The organism is Frankia sp. CeD (assembly GCF_000732115.1).
Classification (GTDB): domain Bacteria; phylum Actinomycetota; class Actinomycetes; order Frankiales; family Frankiaceae; genus Frankia; species Frankia casuarinae.
The window spans coordinates 231,528-248,660 of record NZ_JPGU01000002.1; the positions used below are offsets into that span (position 1 = coordinate 231,528).

16 protein-coding genes and 1 riboswitch are annotated in these 17,133 nt (G+C 71.1%); of the genes, 11 read left to right on the forward strand and 5 right to left on the reverse strand.

The genetic code is table 11. The features are described from left to right. Window positions 1-80: 80 nt before the first annotated feature. Window positions 81-404 carry a hypothetical protein gene (locus CED_RS02655; protein ID WP_035729718.1) on the reverse strand — a complete coding sequence of 108 codons (324 nt, stop codon included), beginning with the start codon at window positions 402-404 and terminating at the stop codon, window positions 81-83. A 278-nt stretch (window positions 405-682) separates the two neighbouring features. Further along, window positions 683-769: riboswitch (ZMP/ZTP riboswitch) on the forward strand. A 27-nt stretch (window positions 770-796) separates the two neighbouring features. Here CED_RS02655 and glyA point away from each other — a divergent pair. The 5 genes from glyA (at window position 797) to rimI (ending at window position 5,422) form a co-directional block, all read left to right on the forward strand. Beyond that, the gene (gene glyA, locus CED_RS02660; RefSeq protein ID WP_035908557.1) at window positions 797-2,059 is read left to right on the forward strand and encodes a serine hydroxymethyltransferase; all 1,263 of its coding nucleotides are present in this window, start codon (window positions 797-799) and stop codon (window positions 2,057-2,059) included. A 160-nt stretch (window positions 2,060-2,219) separates the two neighbouring features. Then, complete coding sequence (locus tag CED_RS02665; RefSeq protein WP_035908558.1) at window positions 2,220-3,491, forward strand: alpha/beta fold hydrolase; 1,272 nt, start codon at window positions 2,220-2,222, stop codon at window positions 3,489-3,491. Further along, window positions 3,488-3,961, forward strand: a complete 474-nt coding sequence (gene tsaE, locus CED_RS02670) for a tRNA (adenosine(37)-N6)-threonylcarbamoyltransferase complex ATPase subunit type 1 TsaE (RefSeq protein ID WP_011435079.1) — start codon at window positions 3,488-3,490, stop codon at window positions 3,959-3,961. The genes CED_RS02665 and tsaE overlap by 4 nt, the downstream gene beginning before the upstream one ends. Before the next feature lie 112 nt (window positions 3,962-4,073). After that, window positions 4,074-4,838, forward strand: a complete 765-nt coding sequence (tsaB, locus tag CED_RS02675) for a tRNA (adenosine(37)-N6)-threonylcarbamoyltransferase complex dimerization subunit type 1 TsaB (RefSeq protein WP_051868642.1) — start codon at window positions 4,074-4,076, stop codon at window positions 4,836-4,838. A 56-nt stretch (window positions 4,839-4,894) separates the two neighbouring features. Next, window positions 4,895-5,422: a ribosomal protein S18-alanine N-acetyltransferase gene (gene rimI, locus CED_RS02680; protein ID WP_023839783.1), complete on the forward strand. Its 528-nt coding sequence runs from the start codon at window positions 4,895-4,897 to the stop codon at window positions 5,420-5,422. A 117-nt stretch (window positions 5,423-5,539) separates the two neighbouring features. Here rimI and CED_RS02685 read toward each other — a convergent pair whose 3' ends face one another. After that, window positions 5,540-6,175 (reverse strand): FMN-dependent NADH-azoreductase, encoded by a 636-nt coding sequence (locus tag CED_RS02685; RefSeq protein WP_035908481.1) that lies wholly within the window; start codon window positions 6,173-6,175, stop codon window positions 5,540-5,542. 151 nt (window positions 6,176-6,326) lie between these two features. On the opposite strand from CED_RS02685, the gene CED_RS02690 reads away from it, so the two are divergent. After that, window positions 6,327-6,926, forward strand: coding sequence for a MarR family winged helix-turn-helix transcriptional regulator (locus tag CED_RS02690; RefSeq protein ID WP_035908482.1), 600 nt, complete (start codon window positions 6,327-6,329; stop codon window positions 6,924-6,926). 110 nt (window positions 6,927-7,036) lie between these two features. Here the strand turns inward: CED_RS02690 and CED_RS02695 are convergent, their stop codons facing one another. Further along, complete coding sequence (locus CED_RS02695) at window positions 7,037-7,312, reverse strand: hypothetical protein (protein ID WP_035908485.1); 276 nt, start codon at window positions 7,310-7,312, stop codon at window positions 7,037-7,039. Window positions 7,313-7,619: 307 nt separating this feature from the next. Here CED_RS02695 and groES point away from each other — a divergent pair, with 307 nt between their 5' ends. Together groES and groL are read left to right on the forward strand one after the other, a co-directional pair. Then, window positions 7,620-7,928, forward strand: a complete 309-nt coding sequence (gene groES, locus CED_RS02700; protein ID WP_035729604.1) for a co-chaperone GroES — start codon at window positions 7,620-7,622, stop codon at window positions 7,926-7,928. A gap of 124 nt (window positions 7,929-8,052) precedes the next feature. After that, a complete protein-coding gene (gene groL, locus CED_RS02705; RefSeq protein WP_011435086.1) occupies window positions 8,053-9,693 on the forward strand; it encodes a chaperonin GroEL in 1,641 nt (546 codons plus the stop codon). A gap of 216 nt (window positions 9,694-9,909) precedes the next feature. Here groL and CED_RS02710 read toward each other — a convergent pair whose 3' ends face one another. Together CED_RS02710 and CED_RS02715 are read right to left on the reverse strand one after the other, a co-directional pair. Beyond that, complete coding sequence (locus CED_RS02710; protein WP_011435087.1) at window positions 9,910-10,242, reverse strand: WhiB family transcriptional regulator; 333 nt, start codon at window positions 10,240-10,242, stop codon at window positions 9,910-9,912. A gap of 442 nt (window positions 10,243-10,684) precedes the next feature. Continuing rightward, a complete protein-coding gene (locus CED_RS02715; RefSeq protein ID WP_023839779.1) occupies window positions 10,685-11,101 on the reverse strand; it encodes a DUF5319 domain-containing protein in 417 nt (138 codons plus the stop codon). 394 nt (window positions 11,102-11,495) lie between these two features. On the opposite strand from CED_RS02715, the gene guaB reads away from it, so the two are divergent. The 3 genes from guaB (at window position 11,496) to CED_RS02730 (ending at window position 15,851) form a co-directional block, all read left to right on the forward strand. Next, window positions 11,496-13,097: an IMP dehydrogenase gene (gene guaB / locus CED_RS02720; protein ID WP_023839778.1), complete on the forward strand. Its 1,602-nt coding sequence runs from the start codon at window positions 11,496-11,498 to the stop codon at window positions 13,095-13,097. A gap of 212 nt (window positions 13,098-13,309) precedes the next feature. Continuing rightward, window positions 13,310-14,440: a GuaB3 family IMP dehydrogenase-related protein gene (locus CED_RS02725; RefSeq protein WP_011435090.1), complete on the forward strand. Its 1,131-nt coding sequence runs from the start codon at window positions 13,310-13,312 to the stop codon at window positions 14,438-14,440. A 193-nt stretch (window positions 14,441-14,633) separates the two neighbouring features. Continuing rightward, a complete protein-coding gene (locus tag CED_RS02730) occupies window positions 14,634-15,851 on the forward strand; it encodes a hypothetical protein (RefSeq protein ID WP_023839777.1) in 1,218 nt (405 codons plus the stop codon). Window positions 15,852-17,133 lie beyond the last annotated feature (1,282 nt).

The following is a 17,133-nucleotide window of genomic DNA, read 5'->3' on the forward strand; positions in this document are numbered from 1 at the left end:
CTNGGGNCCCCCGCCGCTACGTCTGACGGCCCGCCGGGCGGCGCCGGACGAGTCGAAGATGCGGGATGCGGGATGCGGGCTCAGCCGCAGCCGCCGGGGCCGCAGGCACCGCCGGAACCGTGACCGCCGGTGGGCGACACGTGGCCGCCGAGCGAGCCGCGCTCCATCCGCCGACGCACGGGACGGGAGACGGCGGCCTCGCGCTCGGCCTCCTCGAGGCGGGAGCGGGNGGTCAGTGTCAGCATCACCGGCCCGGCCGGCACCGGAGCCGGAGCCGCGGCGCCGGGGCCCTCGGCCGGCTCGGTGTCGTCCGGCACCCCTAGTGCGGCGGCGCGCTCCGGGCCCGTCAGACGACGGCCTGCGCTCGCCGGGATGTCCTTGCTCCTGTGCCACCTCAGCCGCACGATCTCCGCCTCCGGTCCACACTCGCTGATCGATCTGATCCCACTGGATCCGTCCGCTCCCGGCTTCTCGATCCAGCCGATCCAGCCGATCCAGCCGGGGCGGCACTTCCACGGTAGTCGGCCCGCTCCCACCCGGTCCGGTGGACGTCGGTGCTGTGGCCTGCGCCCGGCTTGTCGTCTTCACGACATTTGTCGTCTTCGCGACGCCCGGTGCCGTCGCGACGCGTCGCACCGGCGTGGATCCGGTGCTGTGGGGCGGGGCTCATCCCCTAGACTCGGCCCGGAGTCGTGACTGGCGCATCGAGGTGGAACTGACCACCGGGGAGCGATCGAGCGGAACGGTGCCGCGCGCCTGGGCACCCCCGGCCGGATCAGACCTGCCGGAGGTCAAGGTGCATCAACCACCGATTCCCCACCTCGCCGTCGCCGATCCCGAACTCGCCGGTCTCGTCGAGGCCGAAGCCACGCGCCAGTTCTCGTCGATCAGGCTGATCGCGTCGGAGAACTACGTCTCTACCGCGGTGCTGGAGGCGTCCGGCTCCGTGCTGACCAACAAGTACTCCGAGGGCTACGTCGGTCGGCGTTACTACGAGGGCCAGCAGGTCATCGATCCGATCGAGACGCTTGCGGTCGACCGTGCCAAGGCGCTGTTCGGGGTCGAGCACGCCAACGTCCAGCCGTACTCGGGTTCCCCGGCGAACCTCGCCGTCTATCTGGCCTTCGCCGAGCCGGGGGACACCGTGATGGGCCTGTCGCTGCCGATGGGCNGCCATCTGACCCACGGCTGGAGCGTCTCCGCGACCGGCACGTGGTTCCGCAGTGTCCGGTACGGCGTGCGCGCCGACACCGGCCGCATCGACCTGGACGAGGTGCGCGACCTCGCTCTGGCCGAGCGTCCCAGGATTATTTTCTGCGGCGGTACGGCGATCCCTCGGACGATCGACTTCCCGGGGTTCGCCGCGATCGCGCGGGAGGTCGGGGCGGTGCTCGTCGCGGACATCGCGCACATCGCCGGGCTGATCGCGGGTGGGGCACACCCCTCGCCGGTGGGGCACGCCCCGGTGATCTCCACCACCACGCACAAGACGTTGCGCGGCCCGCGTGGGNCGATGCTCCTCTCCGACGCCGAGCACGCCACCGCGATCGACAAGGCGGTGTTCCCGGGCCTGCAGGGCGGGCCGCACAACCACACCACCGCGGCGATCGCCGTCGCACTGCGCGAGGCGGCGGCACCCGCGTTCCGCGACTACGCGCACGCGGTCGTGGCGAACGCCCGCGCGCTGGCCGAGGCCCTGGTGGAGCGGGGCTTCGACCTGGTCACCGGCGGTACCGACAACCATCTGATCCTGATCGACCTGACCAGCAGGGACATCGGTGGCAAGCCCGCGGCCCGGGCGCTCGACCAGGCCGGGATCGAGCTGAACTACAACGCGGTGCCCTTCGACCAGCGCAGGCCCTTCGACCCGTCCGGTATCCGGCTGGGAACCGCCGCCATCACCACCCGCGGTCTGGGGGTCGGTCACATGCCGGTGCTCGCCGGCTGGATCGACGATGTCGTCAAGGCCGCCGTGGTCGGCGACACCGCGACCATCACCCGGGTCCGGGAGCAGGTCACCGAGCTGACCGCAGCCTTCCCGATGCCGGGCTTCGCCTGAGCACGGGATCCGCGCACAGGACCGGTGATCTTCCCCGGCCGCGCATCCGACGTCCCCAGGTCCCGGCCGACGCCCCCCACGTCCCGGCCGGGGGGCCCGTCGGCCGGCGTGGCCGGGTGCATCATCGGTGCAGAAGAGGCACCGAGGAGAGGTGGCGCCGATGGCGAAGACCGTGGGTGCGATCGCGGGTTCCCGCACGGCTCGGGCCACGGGATCGCTCGGGGTGGTTGGTGCCGCCGCCGTCGCGGCGGGCCTGGTCGCCGAGCGGCGGNTGATCCGCCGTCGGCGTGAGACGGCCGATCTCGCGTCCGACGCGCGGATGGGGCCGATCGGGGGCTGGGTCACCACCGTGATCGCGGGGGACGGTGTTCCGCTGTATATCGAGGAGACCGGCCCGTCGGACGCCCCGGTGACGCTGGTGTTCGTCCACGGGTTCTGCGTCACGGCCGATTCCTGGATCCTGCAGCAGCGGGCGCTGACAGACCTCGGCCGGATGGTCTTCTACGATCAGCGGGCGCATGGGCGTTCCGGGCCGTCCGAGGTCAAGAACTGCACTATCGACGCACTCGCCGACGACCTCTTCCGGGTGATCACCGAGCGGGTCCCCCGGGGGCCGATTATCCTGGTGGGCCATTCGATGGGCGGCATGACGGTGCTGGGCCTGGCCGACACCCACCCGGAACTGTTCGATGACCGCATCGTCGGGGTGGCCCTGCTCGCCACCAGCGCCGGTGAGCTGGCCCGGCTGACCTTCGGGCTGCCGGCGTCGGTGACCGGGGTGGTCCGCCGCGTTCTGCCGGGTTTCGCGGTTGGTATGCGGCACGCGCCGAGCCTGCTCGAACGTGCCCGGCGGCGGGGCAGCGACCTGTCGTGGGAGCTGACGCGGCGCATCGGGTTCGGATCGACCGAACTGCCGCCGTCGGTGGTCTCCTTCCTGGAGACCATGGTCGCGGACACCCCGATCCCGGTCATCGCGGCGTTCCTGCCCACCCTGCTCGACCACGATCGGCTCGCGGCGGCCGAGCGACTGGCGGAGATCCCGACCGTGCTCATCGTCGGGGACGTTGACCTGATGACCCCGCTCGCCCACAGCCGTACCCTGGCGGAGGCGTTGCCCCGGGCGGAGCTCATCGTCGAGGAGGGCGCCGGGCACGCCATCATGCTGGAACGCCCGGACGTGGTGAACGCCGCAATCCGGGAGATTGCGCGGCAGGCGACGGCGCCACGCGCCATGCCGCGCCCGCGGTCGGGGTCGGCACAGACAGGCCGGTCGGCGCCGGCACAGACAGGTCGGTCGGCGCCGGCACAGACAGGTCGGTCGGGACGGACCGGTCGGTCGGGGTCGGGACGGACCGGTCGGTCGGCGCGGTCCGAGACATCCTCCGTCTCCCCACGCGGGCCCCGGAGCGAGGCGACGACGGAAGGCGCATGAACACGGTCGAGGTGTCCACGGCGGAGCGCATGCGGGAGTTCGGGGCCTGGTTGGCTACCCTGCTGCGGCCCGGGGACCTGCTCGTGCTCTCCGGCCCGCTCGGCGCGGGCAAGACGGTTCTGGCCCAGGGGATCGCGGCCGGGCTGGGCGTGCGGGAAACGGTCACCTCGCCGACGTTCGTGCTTGCCCGGATCTACCCGGACGGGCGGATTCCCCTCGTGCACGTGGACGCCTACCGGCTCGGTGGGGTCGTCGAGGTCGACGATCTCGACCTCGACGCCGACGTCGACACCTCGGTCACCGTGGTCGAGTGGGGTGCCGGTCTCGCGGAACGTCTCACGCAGGATCATCTGGAGATCGTGATCTCCCGGCCACGTGCCGACGAGGTCGGGGAGACTCGGATAGTCCGCCTCGTCCCGTCCGGGGCCAGCTGGATCGAACGGCTGCGCGCACGTGCGCCGGTGAGTTGAGACTCCCCGCATCGNCCCGCCGCGCGCGGCGTGACATCGGTGGCATCGTGGTGGTGGGGTGGGTGCCCGCCGTGGTCGGCGAGGCGATCCGTAGTCTGGACGAGTGCTGGTGATGGCTCTTGACACATCCACGGCAGCGTGCTCGGTTGCGCTCGCCGAGCTGACGTCGTCCGACCCCGCGCGGCCGGTGAGTGGGACGGGTGGTGAGCNCGCCGCGCCCGGGGTGCACGTGTGGCCGCGAGCGGTCATGGTCACCGTCGACGCCCGCCGCCACGGGGAGCTGCTGGCGCCGTCGATGCGCGCGGTGCTCGCCGAGGGGGGTGCCCGCCCTACCGATCTCGACGCCGTGGTCGTGGGCGCCGGTCCCGGGCCGTTCACCAGTTTGCGGGTCGGGATGGTGACCGCCGCCGCCTTCGCCGACGCACTAGGCGTGCCGGTGCACGGGGTGTGCTCGCTGGATGCCATCGGTGCCGCCACCGGCGGCTCCGTCGCCGTCGTGACGGATGCCCGTCGGCGCGAGGTCTTCTGGGCCTGTTACCGCGACGGGGTGCGGGTCGGCGATCCGGCCGTTGGCCGTCCGGCCGACGTCGTCCGGTTCCTGCGCGGCCTCGGTGTCGACCGCGTCGTNGGCCCGGGAACGGTGCTCTACCCGGAGATCTTCGCCGAACTCGCCGGTACCACGGCCGGTGCCACCGCCGGGGAGGTGCCCGCGCCCGGCGCAGGTCAGCCGGACGACGGCTATCCCCGGCCAGAGCTGCTCGTCGGTCTCGCCGGGGCCGACGTGCTGGCCGGGCGTGCTCCCCAGCCCCTCGTCCCGCTCTACCTGCGGCGGCCGGACGCGGCCGAACCGCACACACCGAAGCCGGTCACGGTTTGACGCAGCCGCGACCACNCCCCGCCGGTCCGGATGGGCCGGATCTGCTCCTGGCTCCGATGCGCTGGTGGCACGTGGCGATGGTCGCCGAGCTGGAGCAGACGGTATTCGACATCGATCCGTGGACGGCCGAGCTGTTCTGGTCCGAACTCGCGCAGGGCGAGCAGCGGCGGTACCTGACGGCGCTGTGGCGTCCACAGGGCGTCCCGACGCACGACACGTCCGCGATCGTCGGTTATGCGGGGCTGGCGCTCGCCGAGGACGGCGCCTACATCCAGACGATCGGCGTCGTGCCCCGGATGCGCGGGCGGGGGGTGGGCGCCCGTCTGATGATCGCCTTGCTGCGCGACGCCCGGCGGGCCGGTGCCCGCAACTGTGGGCTGGAGGTCCGCACCGACAACCAGGCGGCCCGTGCTCTCTACAGCCGGCTTGGCTTTGTCGACATTGGGCTGCGCCGCGGTTACTACCAGCCTTCCGGTGGAGATGCCTACGTGATGCGGGTCCGGAAGATCGACACCGTTGGTTACGCGGAGCTGCTCGACCGCGTCGAGGCGACGTTGCTCATCACCTCTCGGGTCGAGCCCTGACNCCCGCCTGACCCCACCGTCACCAGGCGGTACAGCCCGGCCAGCCGTCCTCTCCTCGTATCCCGCCGGCGTCCCGGCCTGTCTACGGCCGGGCGCGCGACGGGTGGGGCGGACGGCTCAGACGGAGGCGCGTAGCCGAGCCGCGGCCGCCGCCTCCGCCTTGGAGCGCTGGAACAGGTCGATGAACTCGGCCAGCGCNGGATTCACCGGGGCGAGCGTCATCTCGACGCGGATGAACTCGATGTCCGTGGCGCCGAGTGCCGCCAGGATGTGTGCCACGTAGGGCTNCTGGTGATCCCAGCCCTCCTTGGGTGTGCCTGGCCCGTAGGACCCGCCCTGGGCGGTGACCACCGTCACCTTCTTGCCGGTGAGGGCGCTGTCGTCCGGAGCCTGCCGCACCGTGCGTCCCATGACGATGATCTGGTCGATCCACGCCTTGAACGTCGACGGCACCGCGTAGTTGTACATCGGTACCGACAGCAGGTACTCGTCTGCCGCCTCCACCTCGGCGATCAGCTCCTCTCCTTTCTTGACCGCCTCGGCTTGCTCCGCCGAGAGCTGCTCGGGCGGGGTGAACCTCGCCGACACGGTCGCCCAGTCCAGGTGCGGAGGAGGGGTGACAGACAGATCACGATAGGTGATGATCCCGTCTGGGTGCGCCTCGCGCCAGGCCTCGGCGAAGATGGTGGCGATCGATCGGGACGTCGAGCTCTCGGTGGCGAGGCTCGAGTCGACGTGCAGCAGGTGCGGCATCGGGGGAACCCTCCATCATTATTCGATCATCAATATGATCGATCTTCTTTGACGGGAAGATCGGATTCATGGAACATCTTAACAGTAGATTGTCTACTTAAGCACTTATATCGCGGTAGATTATTCCTCTGTGGGCCTGTACCTTGTGAGGGTGAGCGACGCGGCGGTGGCCGCCGGGCTTCCCCCGGGGCTGGAGAGCCTCCCCGACGGCCCGGGGAAGGACCTCGGCTGGCTATTGGGGCAGGTGCGGTACGGCTATGCGGCCGCTTCGGCCGCCGCCGTCGGCCGGGTGCCCGGCGGGCTGCGTGGGCTGCACGTTCTCGGTGCCGCGGTCGAGGGTGAGGCGCGCAACCAGATCGAGGTGGCCCGTCGGTTCGGCATCGACCGGACGGTGATGGTCCGCCTGGTCGATGATCTGGAGCGGGCCGGCCTGGTTGAGCGGCACCCCGATCCCGCGGACCGGCGGGCCCGGATCATCACCGCGACGGAGCACGGGGNCCAGTTGTACCGGGCCAGCCAGGAGGATCGGCTTCTCGTCGATCAGCACGTGCTCTCCCCGCTGACTGCGGCGGAACGGGCGACCTTCATCGATCTGTTGCGGCGTGTCGCTGCCCACATGCTTGCCGTGGACCCCACGCACGGAGCGGCCGCCTGCGACGCCGCCAGGCGGGAGATCGACGCGCGGGACATTGGGATGGCGTGCGCACCGGACGGGACGTGCCCCGGTCAGTCGGCCCCGTCCGACGGGTAGTCCTGTTCCGCTTGGCGGTCCCTTTCCGATGGGTGGTTCGGCCTCCGGGTGATCCGGCCCTGGCCGGGTGCCGGACACGGCCCGGACGCGGCAGTGCCGGACGCGGCCGATCAGTGCGGCGGGTGTACCTGCTCGAACTGCCAGGTATGCGGATCGCCGTTCGCCAGCTCGGCCGGTGGCTTCGGCAGCGGACAGCGGGNGTNCCCNGNGGNCTGTACGGACATGCCCGCATCGGGCGGCGTCCGTAGCATGATGACGACGAGATCCTCGCCCCGTTGGCTGCTGACGTAGACCTCGCCGTCCCGCCCCGCGAGCGCATCGATCGCCCAGTCCCGCAGGCCGCTCGCCCGGCCGGGCGCCGCCTTGGCCTCCCACATCCAGATCATGTCCTCATGGTGCCCCCCATGTCCCCGGGTGCTCATGTGCTCATGTGCTCATGGGGCCTCGTGGCGCCGGGCGCCGACCGGCGGGAACGGGCCGTCGCGAAGGAGAGCCGGGCCTTGGCCAGGCCGGCTCGGGNCGACCCGAATTCCTGCCGTCTTGACAGATCCGACCGTCTTGGTTGACGTCTGCGGCGCGGGTGCTAAGTTGGCACTCGGCACGTGAGAGTGCCAGCGACAACAGGCGCCTGTTCACCCGCGACGGCAGGCCGCCAGGGTCGCTCTCTCATCCAGCGCAGGAAGGGGGAGGTCGATCGTGACGACCGCCACCAAGGTTGCTATCAAGCCGCTCGAGGACCGCATCGTCGTGCAGCCCTCCGACGCGGAGCAGACCACCGCGTCCGGGATCGTGATTCCGGACACGGCGAAGGAGAAGCCCCAGGAGGGCATCGTTCTCGCGGTCGGCCCGGGTCGGTTCGAGGACGGCAAGCGCGTCCCGCTCGACGTCAAGGTCGGCGACGTGGTGCTTTACAGCAAGTACGGCGGCACCGAGGTCAAGTACTCGGGCGAGGAGTACCTCGTGCTCTCCGCTCGCGACGTCCTCGCGATCATCGAGAAGTAGGTCGCTCGCCGGTAGCACCAAGGGGCGCGTCCCGCTGGCGGCCGCCCGGTTTCCGCCGGGCTCGCCGGCGGGGCGCGCTCCTGCTGTTTTTCACCGGTATTCGGTGTCGGGAGGACAACCAGGTATGCCGAAGATTCTGACGTTCAACGAGGACGCCCGCCGCGCGCTCGAGCACGGGGTGAACGCCCTGGCCAACGCGGTCAAGGTGACGATCGGCCCGCGTGGTCGCAATGTCGTCATCGACAAGCACTACGGCGCCGCGACGATCACCAATGACGGGGTGACGATCGCGCGCGAGATCGAGCTGGAGGACCCCTACGAGAACCTGGGCGCCCAGCTCGCGAAGGAAGTCGCCACCAAGACCAACGACGTGGCTGGCGACGGCACCACGACGGCGACCGTGCTAGCCCAGGAGATGGTGCGCTTCGGTCTCAAGCAGGTGACCGCGGGGGCCGCCCCACTGACGCTGAAGCTGGGCATCGAGGCCGCCGTCGAGGCCGTCTCCGCGGCACTGCTGAAGCAGGCCATCGAGGTCAACTCGAAGGAGACCATCGCCCAGGTCGCCGCCATCTCCGCTCAGGACCCGCAGGTCGGGGAACTGATCGCCGAGGCGATCGACAAGATCGGCAAGGACGGCGTCATCACGGTCGAGGAGAGCCAGACCCTCGGGCTGGACCTTGAACTGACCGAGGGCATGCAGTTCGACAAGGGCTACATCTCGCCGTACTTCGTCACGGACGCCGAGGCCCAGGAGGCCGTGCTCGAGGACGCCTACGTCCTGCTCTACCCGGGCAAGATCTCGGCGCTGAACGAGATCCTGCCCGTGCTGGAGCAGGTCGTCCAGGAGCGCAAGCCGCTACTGATCATCGCCGAGGAGGTCGAGGGCGAGGCCCTGTCCACCCTGGTGGTGAACTCGATCCGCAAGACCTTCCAGGTCGTCGCGGTCAAGGCTCCCGGGTTTGGGGACCGCCGCAAGGCACTGCTGCAGGATATCGCCGTGCTCACCGGCGGCCAGGTGGTGGCCTCGGAGGTCGGTCTTTCCCTCGACGCGGTGACGTTGGCCGACCTGGGCCGGGCCCGGCGGGTCGTGGTGGACAAGGACAACACCACCATCGTTGACGGGGTTGGCGAGGCCTCCTCGATCGCCGATCGGGTGCGTCAGCTCAAGCAGGAGATCGAGGTCAGCGACTCCGACTGGGACCGCGAGAAGCTGCAGGAGCGGTTGGCCAAGCTCGCCGGTGGGGTCGCGGTCATCCGCGTCGGCGCCGCCACCGAGGTGGAGCTCAAGGAGAGGAAGCACCGCCTCGAGGACGCCGTGTCGGCTACCCGCGCGGCCATCGAGGAGGGCATCATCGCCGGCGGCGGTTCCGCGCTCACCCACGTGGCGTCCGTGCTCGATGACGGGCTCGGTCGCACCGGGGACGAGCTCGCCGGGGTGCGGATCGTGCGCCGCGCGCTCGACGCCCCGCTGTCGTGGATCGCGCGCAACGCTGGTCTGGAGGGCGCGGTCATCGTCTCCAAGGTCAAGGAGCTCGAGCCGGGTCGTGGGTACAACGCGGCCACCGGCGAGTACACCGATCTGATCGCGGCCGGCGTCATCGACCCGGTCAAGGTCACCCGGTCGGCGGTGGCGAACGCCGCCTCGATCGCGGCTCTGCTCATCACCACCGAGGGCCTGGTCGTCGAGAAGCCGGCGGAGCCCGCTCCCCAGGACGGCCACGGCCACGGCCACGGGCACAGCCACCCGCAGGGCCCGGGTTTCTGACCGGATTGGCGTCGTGGGGCCCCGCCGGGTGCGGCCCGGCCCCCGGGCCCCGGTACGTCCGGAGCCCGGTCGGTCCCAGAGGATCGACCGGGCTCCGGCGCGTTGGGCCGTCGGCGCGTTGGGTCGCTGCCGGGTCACTCACCCGTCGTGGGTGATCCAGGAGACCAGGACCGGATATCCCGACCCGTCCGCCTATCGGCACCCGGCGGCCCTCCTTCAGCAGGCCGGTGCGAGTCCGGGGCGGGCCGGGGTGCGTCTCGCGGCCCCCCGCCGGGAGCGGCCGGTGAGGATCGCATCCCGTTCGGACTCGCTCAGCCCGCCCCATACGCCATAGGGCTCCCGGGCGGTCAGCGCGTACTCACCGCAGTCGCGGATGACCGGGCAGCGGGCGCAGACCGCCTTGGCCGCGGCCTCACGGGCGGCTCTGGCCGGCCCCCGTTCGCCCTCCGGGTGGAAGAAGAGCTCCGTGCTCTCACCACGGCACGCCCCGTGCAGCTGCCATTCCCACTTTTCCGCGCCGGGGCCTGGAAGTCGTCGGACGTCGGTCATCGGTCTGAGCCCCCTTTCGACCTGAGCGGCAAGCGCCGCCGCTTCACCGTAGTACTGGGCCACCCTTTGGATGATCTTGAAATTTCACCCGGGTGAGCCTGCGTCACGGGTCGTTCCGCCCGGCCGTTACACGGTCGGGAAGTCCCTGGATGTCCAGGGATCTCAGGCGGATCAGGGTCCGAGTCGGCCGCGGGACTCCCGGCCGGCGCCGTGTTCCGTCATGGCCGACCGACCGCGCCGGATCCGCAGGTCCGGCGGAACTTCTGTTGACGGTCGAACGCCTACCCCGGTGGTCGGCCGGTCACACGGCCTGAGCGGGAATTAGCGTGGCCACCGCCGGCCGCGCTCTGCCGGCGCGCGGCATCCACCCCGGCCGGGGTCATCCCCGGCACGCGGGATCTACCCGGCCGGGTGTCCGGCCAGGCGGCGACGCGGGGCCGCCTCAGCGCGAGTCCGCCTCCGAGGCGGCGGACGCCTCGTAGATCCCGTCGGCGAAGCCGCGAGCGTACTCCCAGCTGACGTAGCACGACGGGTTCGGCGCGAACGCCGGCTCGTGGACTCTCGTCCGCCCCTCGTTGAGAAGGTTGCGCAGGTTGCCGACCAGCAGGTCCCAGTCGAAGAAGTGGGGCTCGGCGCAGCCCTCGCAGTCGACGACAAGGCCGCGGTAGCCGCGCGGCTCGAGCAGCGTGCGGAAGACGTCGAGGTCCCCCAGCTCGGCGAGGACTTCCTCCCGCTCGTGCAAGGACAGCGGTTCGAGCAGGTCGAGGTCGTCAACGGAGTCGAGGCGCGCGAGCTCGGCAGCCGGATCCTCGGGGTCGCCCGCGAAGGGGTCGACAGGCTCGTCGCTCACGACGACCACGCTACGCTTGCCCGGACTGCTTAGTGGTCCCGATCCGGAGTCTCGGCACCGATGTGCGGCCCTCCGGACATGGTCCGTCGTGGTCGGTCCGCTGTTCTGCCGGGCGCGTGGGTCCGGATCAGGCACGTTGGACGGCGCTGTGGTATAGGAAGATGTCATCCATGGCGATGTCGGTCACGCTGGAACCGCCGATAGGTGCCGGTGACCTCTACGATGGAGTCCGTGCCGCCGCTCGGTGCCCGATTCTGGTAGCCCAGTTCTGGTAACCCGGTTCTGGTAGTAGGTAGACTTTTTCGCCGTTGCGCGCGGCCCGTCACTCCAGGACGGCGGGCGGGCTCGTGCCGCGGCGTCGGTCTGGGTCCGCGGCCTCGGTCAACGCGGAATGGAAGGTGCCATGAACGGTCCCCTCGCCACCGATTTCACGTTGCCGGCCGGGGTGGGCACCCACGTCGGCGCGCGTCCCGACCTGCTGGGGGCCGAGGCCGCCGCGGTACCGCCGAAGCTGGCGATGCTCGGGCTGACCTTCGACGACGTGCTGCTGCTTCCGGCCGCCTCCGATCTGGTACCGGCGGAGGCGGACACGACGACCCGCCTGTCGCGGAGCATCGATCTCGCCGTGCCGTTGGTGTCGTCGGCCATGGACACGGTGACCGAGGCCCGCATGGCCATCGCGATGGCGCGCCAGGGCGGGGTCGGGGTGCTGCACCGCAACCTCTCGATCGACGAACAGGCGCAGCAGGTCGACATGGTGAAGCGTTCCGAGTCCGGGATGATCACCGCGCCGGTGACCTGCGGACCCGGCGCCACCCTGGAGGACGCGAACGTCCTCATGGCGCGGTACCGGATCTCGGGTGTCCCGGTGACGGAATCCGACGGCAGGCTGGTCGGCATCGTGACGAACCGGGACATCCGCTTCGAGCGGGACTACTCGCGTCGAGTGCAGGACGTCATGACTCCGATGCCGCTGATCACCGCACCGGTGGGCGTCTCGCCGGAGGACGCGCTCGCCCTGCTCCGCCGCCACAAGGTCGAGAAGCTGCCGATCGTGGACGAGCGTGACCGGTTGCGCGGTCTGATCACCGTCAAGGACTTCACCAAGCGGGAGCAGTACCCGCATGCCACCAAGGACACCGACGGCCGGCTGATGGTCGGCGCCGCCGTCGGCGTGGGGGAGGATGCCTACAAGCGCGCCCAGGTCCTCGTCGCCGCCGGGGTCGACTTCCTCGTCGTGGACACCGCGCACGGGCATCATCGAGCCGTGCCCGACGTGGTGCGCCGGATCAAGACCGACATGCCGACCGGGGTGGACGGTCGGCCGCTCGACGTGATCGGTGGCAACGTGGCGACCGGAGCCGGCGCGGCGGCGCTGATCGCGGCCGGGGCGGACGCCATCAAGGTCGGGGTCGGGCCCGGCTCGATCTGTACCACCCGGGTGGTGAGCGGCGTCGGCGTCCCCCAGGTCACGGCCATCTACGAGGCATCGCGCATCGCCCGGGAGCACGGTGTGCCGGTGATCGGCGACGGCGGCCTGCAGTACTCGGGTGACATCGCGAAGGCCATCGCCGTCGGCGCCGACACGGTCATGCTGGGCAGCCTGCTGGCCGGTGTCGACGAGAGCCCGGGAGAGTTGATCTTCATCAACGGCAAGCAGTACAAGGCTTACCGGGGTATGGGCTCACTCGGCGCCATGCGTAGCCGCGGCGGCGCGCGGTCGTACTCGAAGGATCGGTACTTCCAGGACGATGTGCTCTCCGATGACAAGCTGGTTCCCGAGGGCGTCGAGGGCCAGGTGCCCTACCGGGGTCCGCTGGCGGCCGTGGCCCATCAGCTGGTCGGCGGTCTGCGGGCGGCGATGGGCTACACCGGCTCGCCCACCATCCGGCGGATGCAGGACGAGGCGCAGCTGATCCGTATTACCTCGGCGGGGCTGATCGAGAGCCACCCCCATGACATCCAGATGACCGTCGAGGCGCCAAACTACAACTCCGCGCGCTGACGCCATCGCGTCGCGCGACCGACCAGGCCGTCGCCGGGCCGTCCCCAGGCCGGTGACGGCCGTCGTGTCTCGGGCGCGGTCACCTCGGCAGGGTGGGACGAGCCGGTGGCCACCCGATCGGATGGTCACCGGGATGTTCGGTCAGTCGTGGAGCAGATACGTCAGTTTTCCGGTCGGCACGAGCCCGCCGGCCCAATCAGGAGGCGCCAGCAGTGGCAGAGGTCGAGATCGGCATCGGCAAGAGCGCGCGGATCGCGTATGGTCTCGACGCCGTCGGCATCATTCCGTCCCGTCGGACCCGTGACCCGGCGGACGTCTCGCTCGCCTGGGAGATCGACGCCTACCGGTTCGACCTGCCGCTCGTGGCCGCTCCGGCCGACGCGGTGACCTCACCCGCGTCGGTGATCGCGCTCGGCCGGCTCGGTGGTCTCGGTGTTCTGCACATCGAGGGGCTGTGGACCCGGTACGAGGAGCCGGAGAACCACATCGCCGAGCTCAGCAAGATCGGGGCCGCCCAGGGCCCGGACGCGGCGACCGAGCGGCTGCGCGCGTTGTACTCCGCGCCGGTCCAGCCGGGGCTGATCGCGCAGCGTCTCACCGAGCTTCGGGACGCGGGGGTGGTCGTGGCCGCGGCGCTGCGTCCGCAGAAGGTCAAGGCCCTGTGCCCGCACGTGCTGGCCGCCGGGATCGATCTGCTCGTCATCCACGGTACGGCGGTCTCGGCGGAGCATCAGTCCCGCCGCAGCGAGCCGCTCAACCTCAAACGGTTCATCGGCCAGCTGGACATCCCGGTGCTGGTCGGCGGGTGCGCGTCGTTCTCCACCGCACTGCACCTCATGCGCACCGGGGCGGCCGGTGTCATCGTGGGCGTCGGGTCCGGCTTCGGTGACCGCACCCGGGACGAGCTCGGGGTCGGCGTGCCGCTTGCCACCGCGATCGCGGATGCGGCCGGTGCGCGCATGCGTTATCTCGACGAGTCGGGCGGCCGCTACGTCCACGTCGTCGTGCATGGTGATCTTCGGACTGGCGGCGACGTCGCGAAGGCGGTGGCCTGCGGCGCGGACGCGGTCATGGTGGACGCGGCGCTCGCGGCCGCACGGGAGGCCCCGGGCCAGGGCGGGGCCTGGCCGATGGACGTGCTGCACTCCGACCTGCCGCGGGGACGCTGGTCGCCGGTGACCCCGACCGGGACGCTCGCGCAGATCGTGACCGGTCCGGGCACGGCGACCAGAACCGGTGTCCTCAACCTGGCCGGCGGTCTGCGCACGGCAATGGCGACGACGGGATACGCAACTTTGAAGGAGTTCCAGAAGGCGGAGATCATGGTGACCGCCGGTCCGTGACCGACGACGCACGTCATGCGTGGTCGTCGGGCGTCCCGCGAGGCGGTAGCCGTCGCGTGAGGTGTCGCTCGCTGATGCGCGAGCTCGACGGATGTGCCCATGGTGTGTCACCACCGGCGGTACCCGGTCGATCCGGCCTCTTACCCGACATGGCACCCTGGAAGCGGTCCGTCTCCGGCATGAAGGACGACAGATGCGCCTCGACGAGCACGGCCGTTGGGTCAGCGACGACGGTGCCTACGTCTGGGACGAGGCTGCCCAGACCTGGCAGCCGTCATCGGCAGCGCCGCCGGCTGGTTCGTCGGCCTCGGCGCGATTCGGCAACCATCCCGGTGGGCCCGCCTTCGGTGCCGGTCCGGCCGGGGAGCCCGGGTCCGGTCGGGTCGGGTCCGAGGTAGGAGCGCAGGGCGGTTCGTTTGGTGGGCGGCCCGGTGCTGCCGGCTCGTCGCCCGGTGCCGGACCCGGTGCCGGACCCGGTGCCGTGGAAGCGGCTCCGGCACCGCCGAGTTGGGGCGGGGCGCTCACCGATCCACCCCGCACCATGGGCGGGGTGGTGGCCACGCCGTCAGAGCCGGACGCGCGGGGGCTGGCACCCTACGGCCCCACCGGCCAGCGCGGCCGGTGGGGGGAACCGGCCGCGGACGTCATTGCACCGCACGGGCCGTCGGAGCGGGGCGATCTGACCGGTCCGGCCCGCCGCGCGGGTGCGGCGGATCCCGTCGATCCGGTGGCTGCGTCCGCCGGGCCGGCCGCGGCGCAGACGACCTGGGGCGACGGCGACTCGACCGGCGAGATCCGGCGTGTCGGGGGCTTGGCGGCGACGTACGCCCCGTCCGCCGGCGGTGCGGCGGACGGCACATCGCGGTGGGACGACGATCCGGACGACGAGCCGGGGCCGTACGCCGGGTCGTTCGACGAGCACGACAGTGGATGGGCACCGTCCGGGCCCATCTCCCGGCGTGAATCGACGGCTCGGCGCGGGGCGACGGCCCGGCGCGGGGCGACGGCCCGGCGCGACGAGGCCGGCGGGCTGCCGGCACGGGTCACCGCGTTCGTCCAGCACGTGCGCGACCGTCCGCCGTTGCTGATCGGCGCCGCCGTCGTTCTCGTCTGCCTCGGGCTCGGCGTCATCGGATTCCTCGCCCTCGGCGGCGGTGGATCGGACTCCGGGACCGCGGCCGGCCCGGCCGCGGCGGAGAAGGGCCGTTACTCCCCGGAGGTCCGTCAGGCATATCTCAGCTCGTGCCTCGACGTCAGCAACGGTAACGAAGGCTATTGCACCTGCACGCTGGAGAAGTTGGAAGCCGGCTACACCCAGGAGGAGTACCAGCGGTTCAGTGACAACGTCCAGTCCGAGTCGTCGCAGCGCATCGTGCGGGAGATCTATGCCGCCTGCCGTGACAAGCGATGACGATTACCAGTGTACAGTGGGCTGATAGAACTATTGTCAGATGCCTGGATGAGCTACGGGACGACGGACGAGAGTGCTATTGCTTTTTCGTCGGTGATGTGATAGGACGTCCTTCGCGCATCGGTGGGCGGTCATGGCGGTGCGATTNTCCGGGNCACATCCCNAGACCGCCCCNGCCGGNGCGAGGCTGCTCCACGTGCATTCGTCCGGCTGGGCGGGGGACCCGGCGGCGTGACCAGATCACACATTTACCCGACGCACGTCCACACGATGACTGCCCGCATCGTGCTGACCAGGGGGGGCAGGAGATGCCGCCCTATGATCAAATACAGCGGNTCAGCGGCCATGATGCCTGAAGCTGGGATAACGTCGCCGACGCCCGGCGCCCGCACCCGGAGGCGGGTGATAGTTCTGTGACGACCTATGACACCGACCGCAACGGTGCCACGGGGCGCCCGGCTGCCCCCCGTCGTGACGACGATTTCTTCGCGGTGGAGCGGGTGGGCGAGCAGGCAGCCCGTCCTGTCTCCCGTGAGCCCGCGCCCACATCCTGGGATCCGAACCCCCGGTCCCGGCGTGAGCCGGCGCCGGGACCGCGACCAGCCATGCCGCCGGCAGGCGGCGGTGCGCGTCCCGCCGATCCCTTCGACGTGACCACCACCTGGGACGGTCCGGCGCCGGGACCCGCCGGTGGACGCCCGCCGGGCATCTCGGTGACCCCCCCCGCTCCCGCGGGCCCGTCCACCCCGGCGGTGTCATCCGCCGCTCCGGTGGCTTCTCCTGCTCCTCCTGTTCCCAGGGGTCCTCGGGTTTCCGCCGGTCCGCCGCCGGCTGCGTCCCGGCCGACGTCCTACCTCCCCTCGGCCTCCCCGCCACCGTCCGCGGCGTCCAGGACGGCTACGACGCCGTCCGACCCGCAGGTGGGCGGACCCGGTCAGGAGACCTACCCGGTCCCAACCGGTCCGCCGTCGGGACCGGTGCACATGGGCCGTTCCCCACGGGCCGGCGGGGCGGCGGGAACCACCTCCGGGGCGAGACCGGGGGGNGGGGCTTCCGCGGACCCGTTCACCGGTGGGTTTCCGATCTCCGCCCGACCGGTTCCCGCGCTGCCGTCCCGGGCCGTTCCCACGTCGCCGGCGGACCTCAGGGGAGTTCCGGGCCAGTCGGGCACCCCGAGCCGGGTCACCGGCCCGGCCTTCCCGGTGGTGCCCGAGAGCTTTGGCGTGACCGCCGCCGCGCCGCCGTCTGATGCCGGGCCCCAAACCGCATACTCCTCGACGGA

What these genes read in the sequence shown, in the direction of transcription:
- guaB (WP_023839778.1), top strand. Translation starts at nt 11,496, where the DNA reads ATGAACGGTCCCCTCGCCACCGATTTCACGTTGCCGGCCGGGGTGGGC.
- CED_RS02710 (WP_011435087.1), bottom strand. Translation starts at nt 10,242, where the DNA reads ATGACCGACGTCCGACGACTTCCAGGCCCCGGCGCGGAAAAGTGGGAA.
- groL (WP_011435086.1), top strand. Translation starts at nt 8,053, where the DNA reads ATGCCGAAGATTCTGACGTTCAACGAGGACGCCCGCCGCGCGCTCGAG.
- CED_RS02730 (WP_023839777.1), top strand. Translation starts at nt 14,634, where the DNA reads ATGCGCCTCGACGAGCACGGCCGTTGGGTCAGCGACGACGGTGCCTAC.
- tsaE (WP_011435079.1), top strand. Translation starts at nt 3,488, where the DNA reads ATGAACACGGTCGAGGTGTCCACGGCGGAGCGCATGCGGGAGTTCGGG.
- rimI (WP_023839783.1), top strand. Translation starts at nt 4,895, where the DNA reads ATGCGCTGGTGGCACGTGGCGATGGTCGCCGAGCTGGAGCAGACGGTA.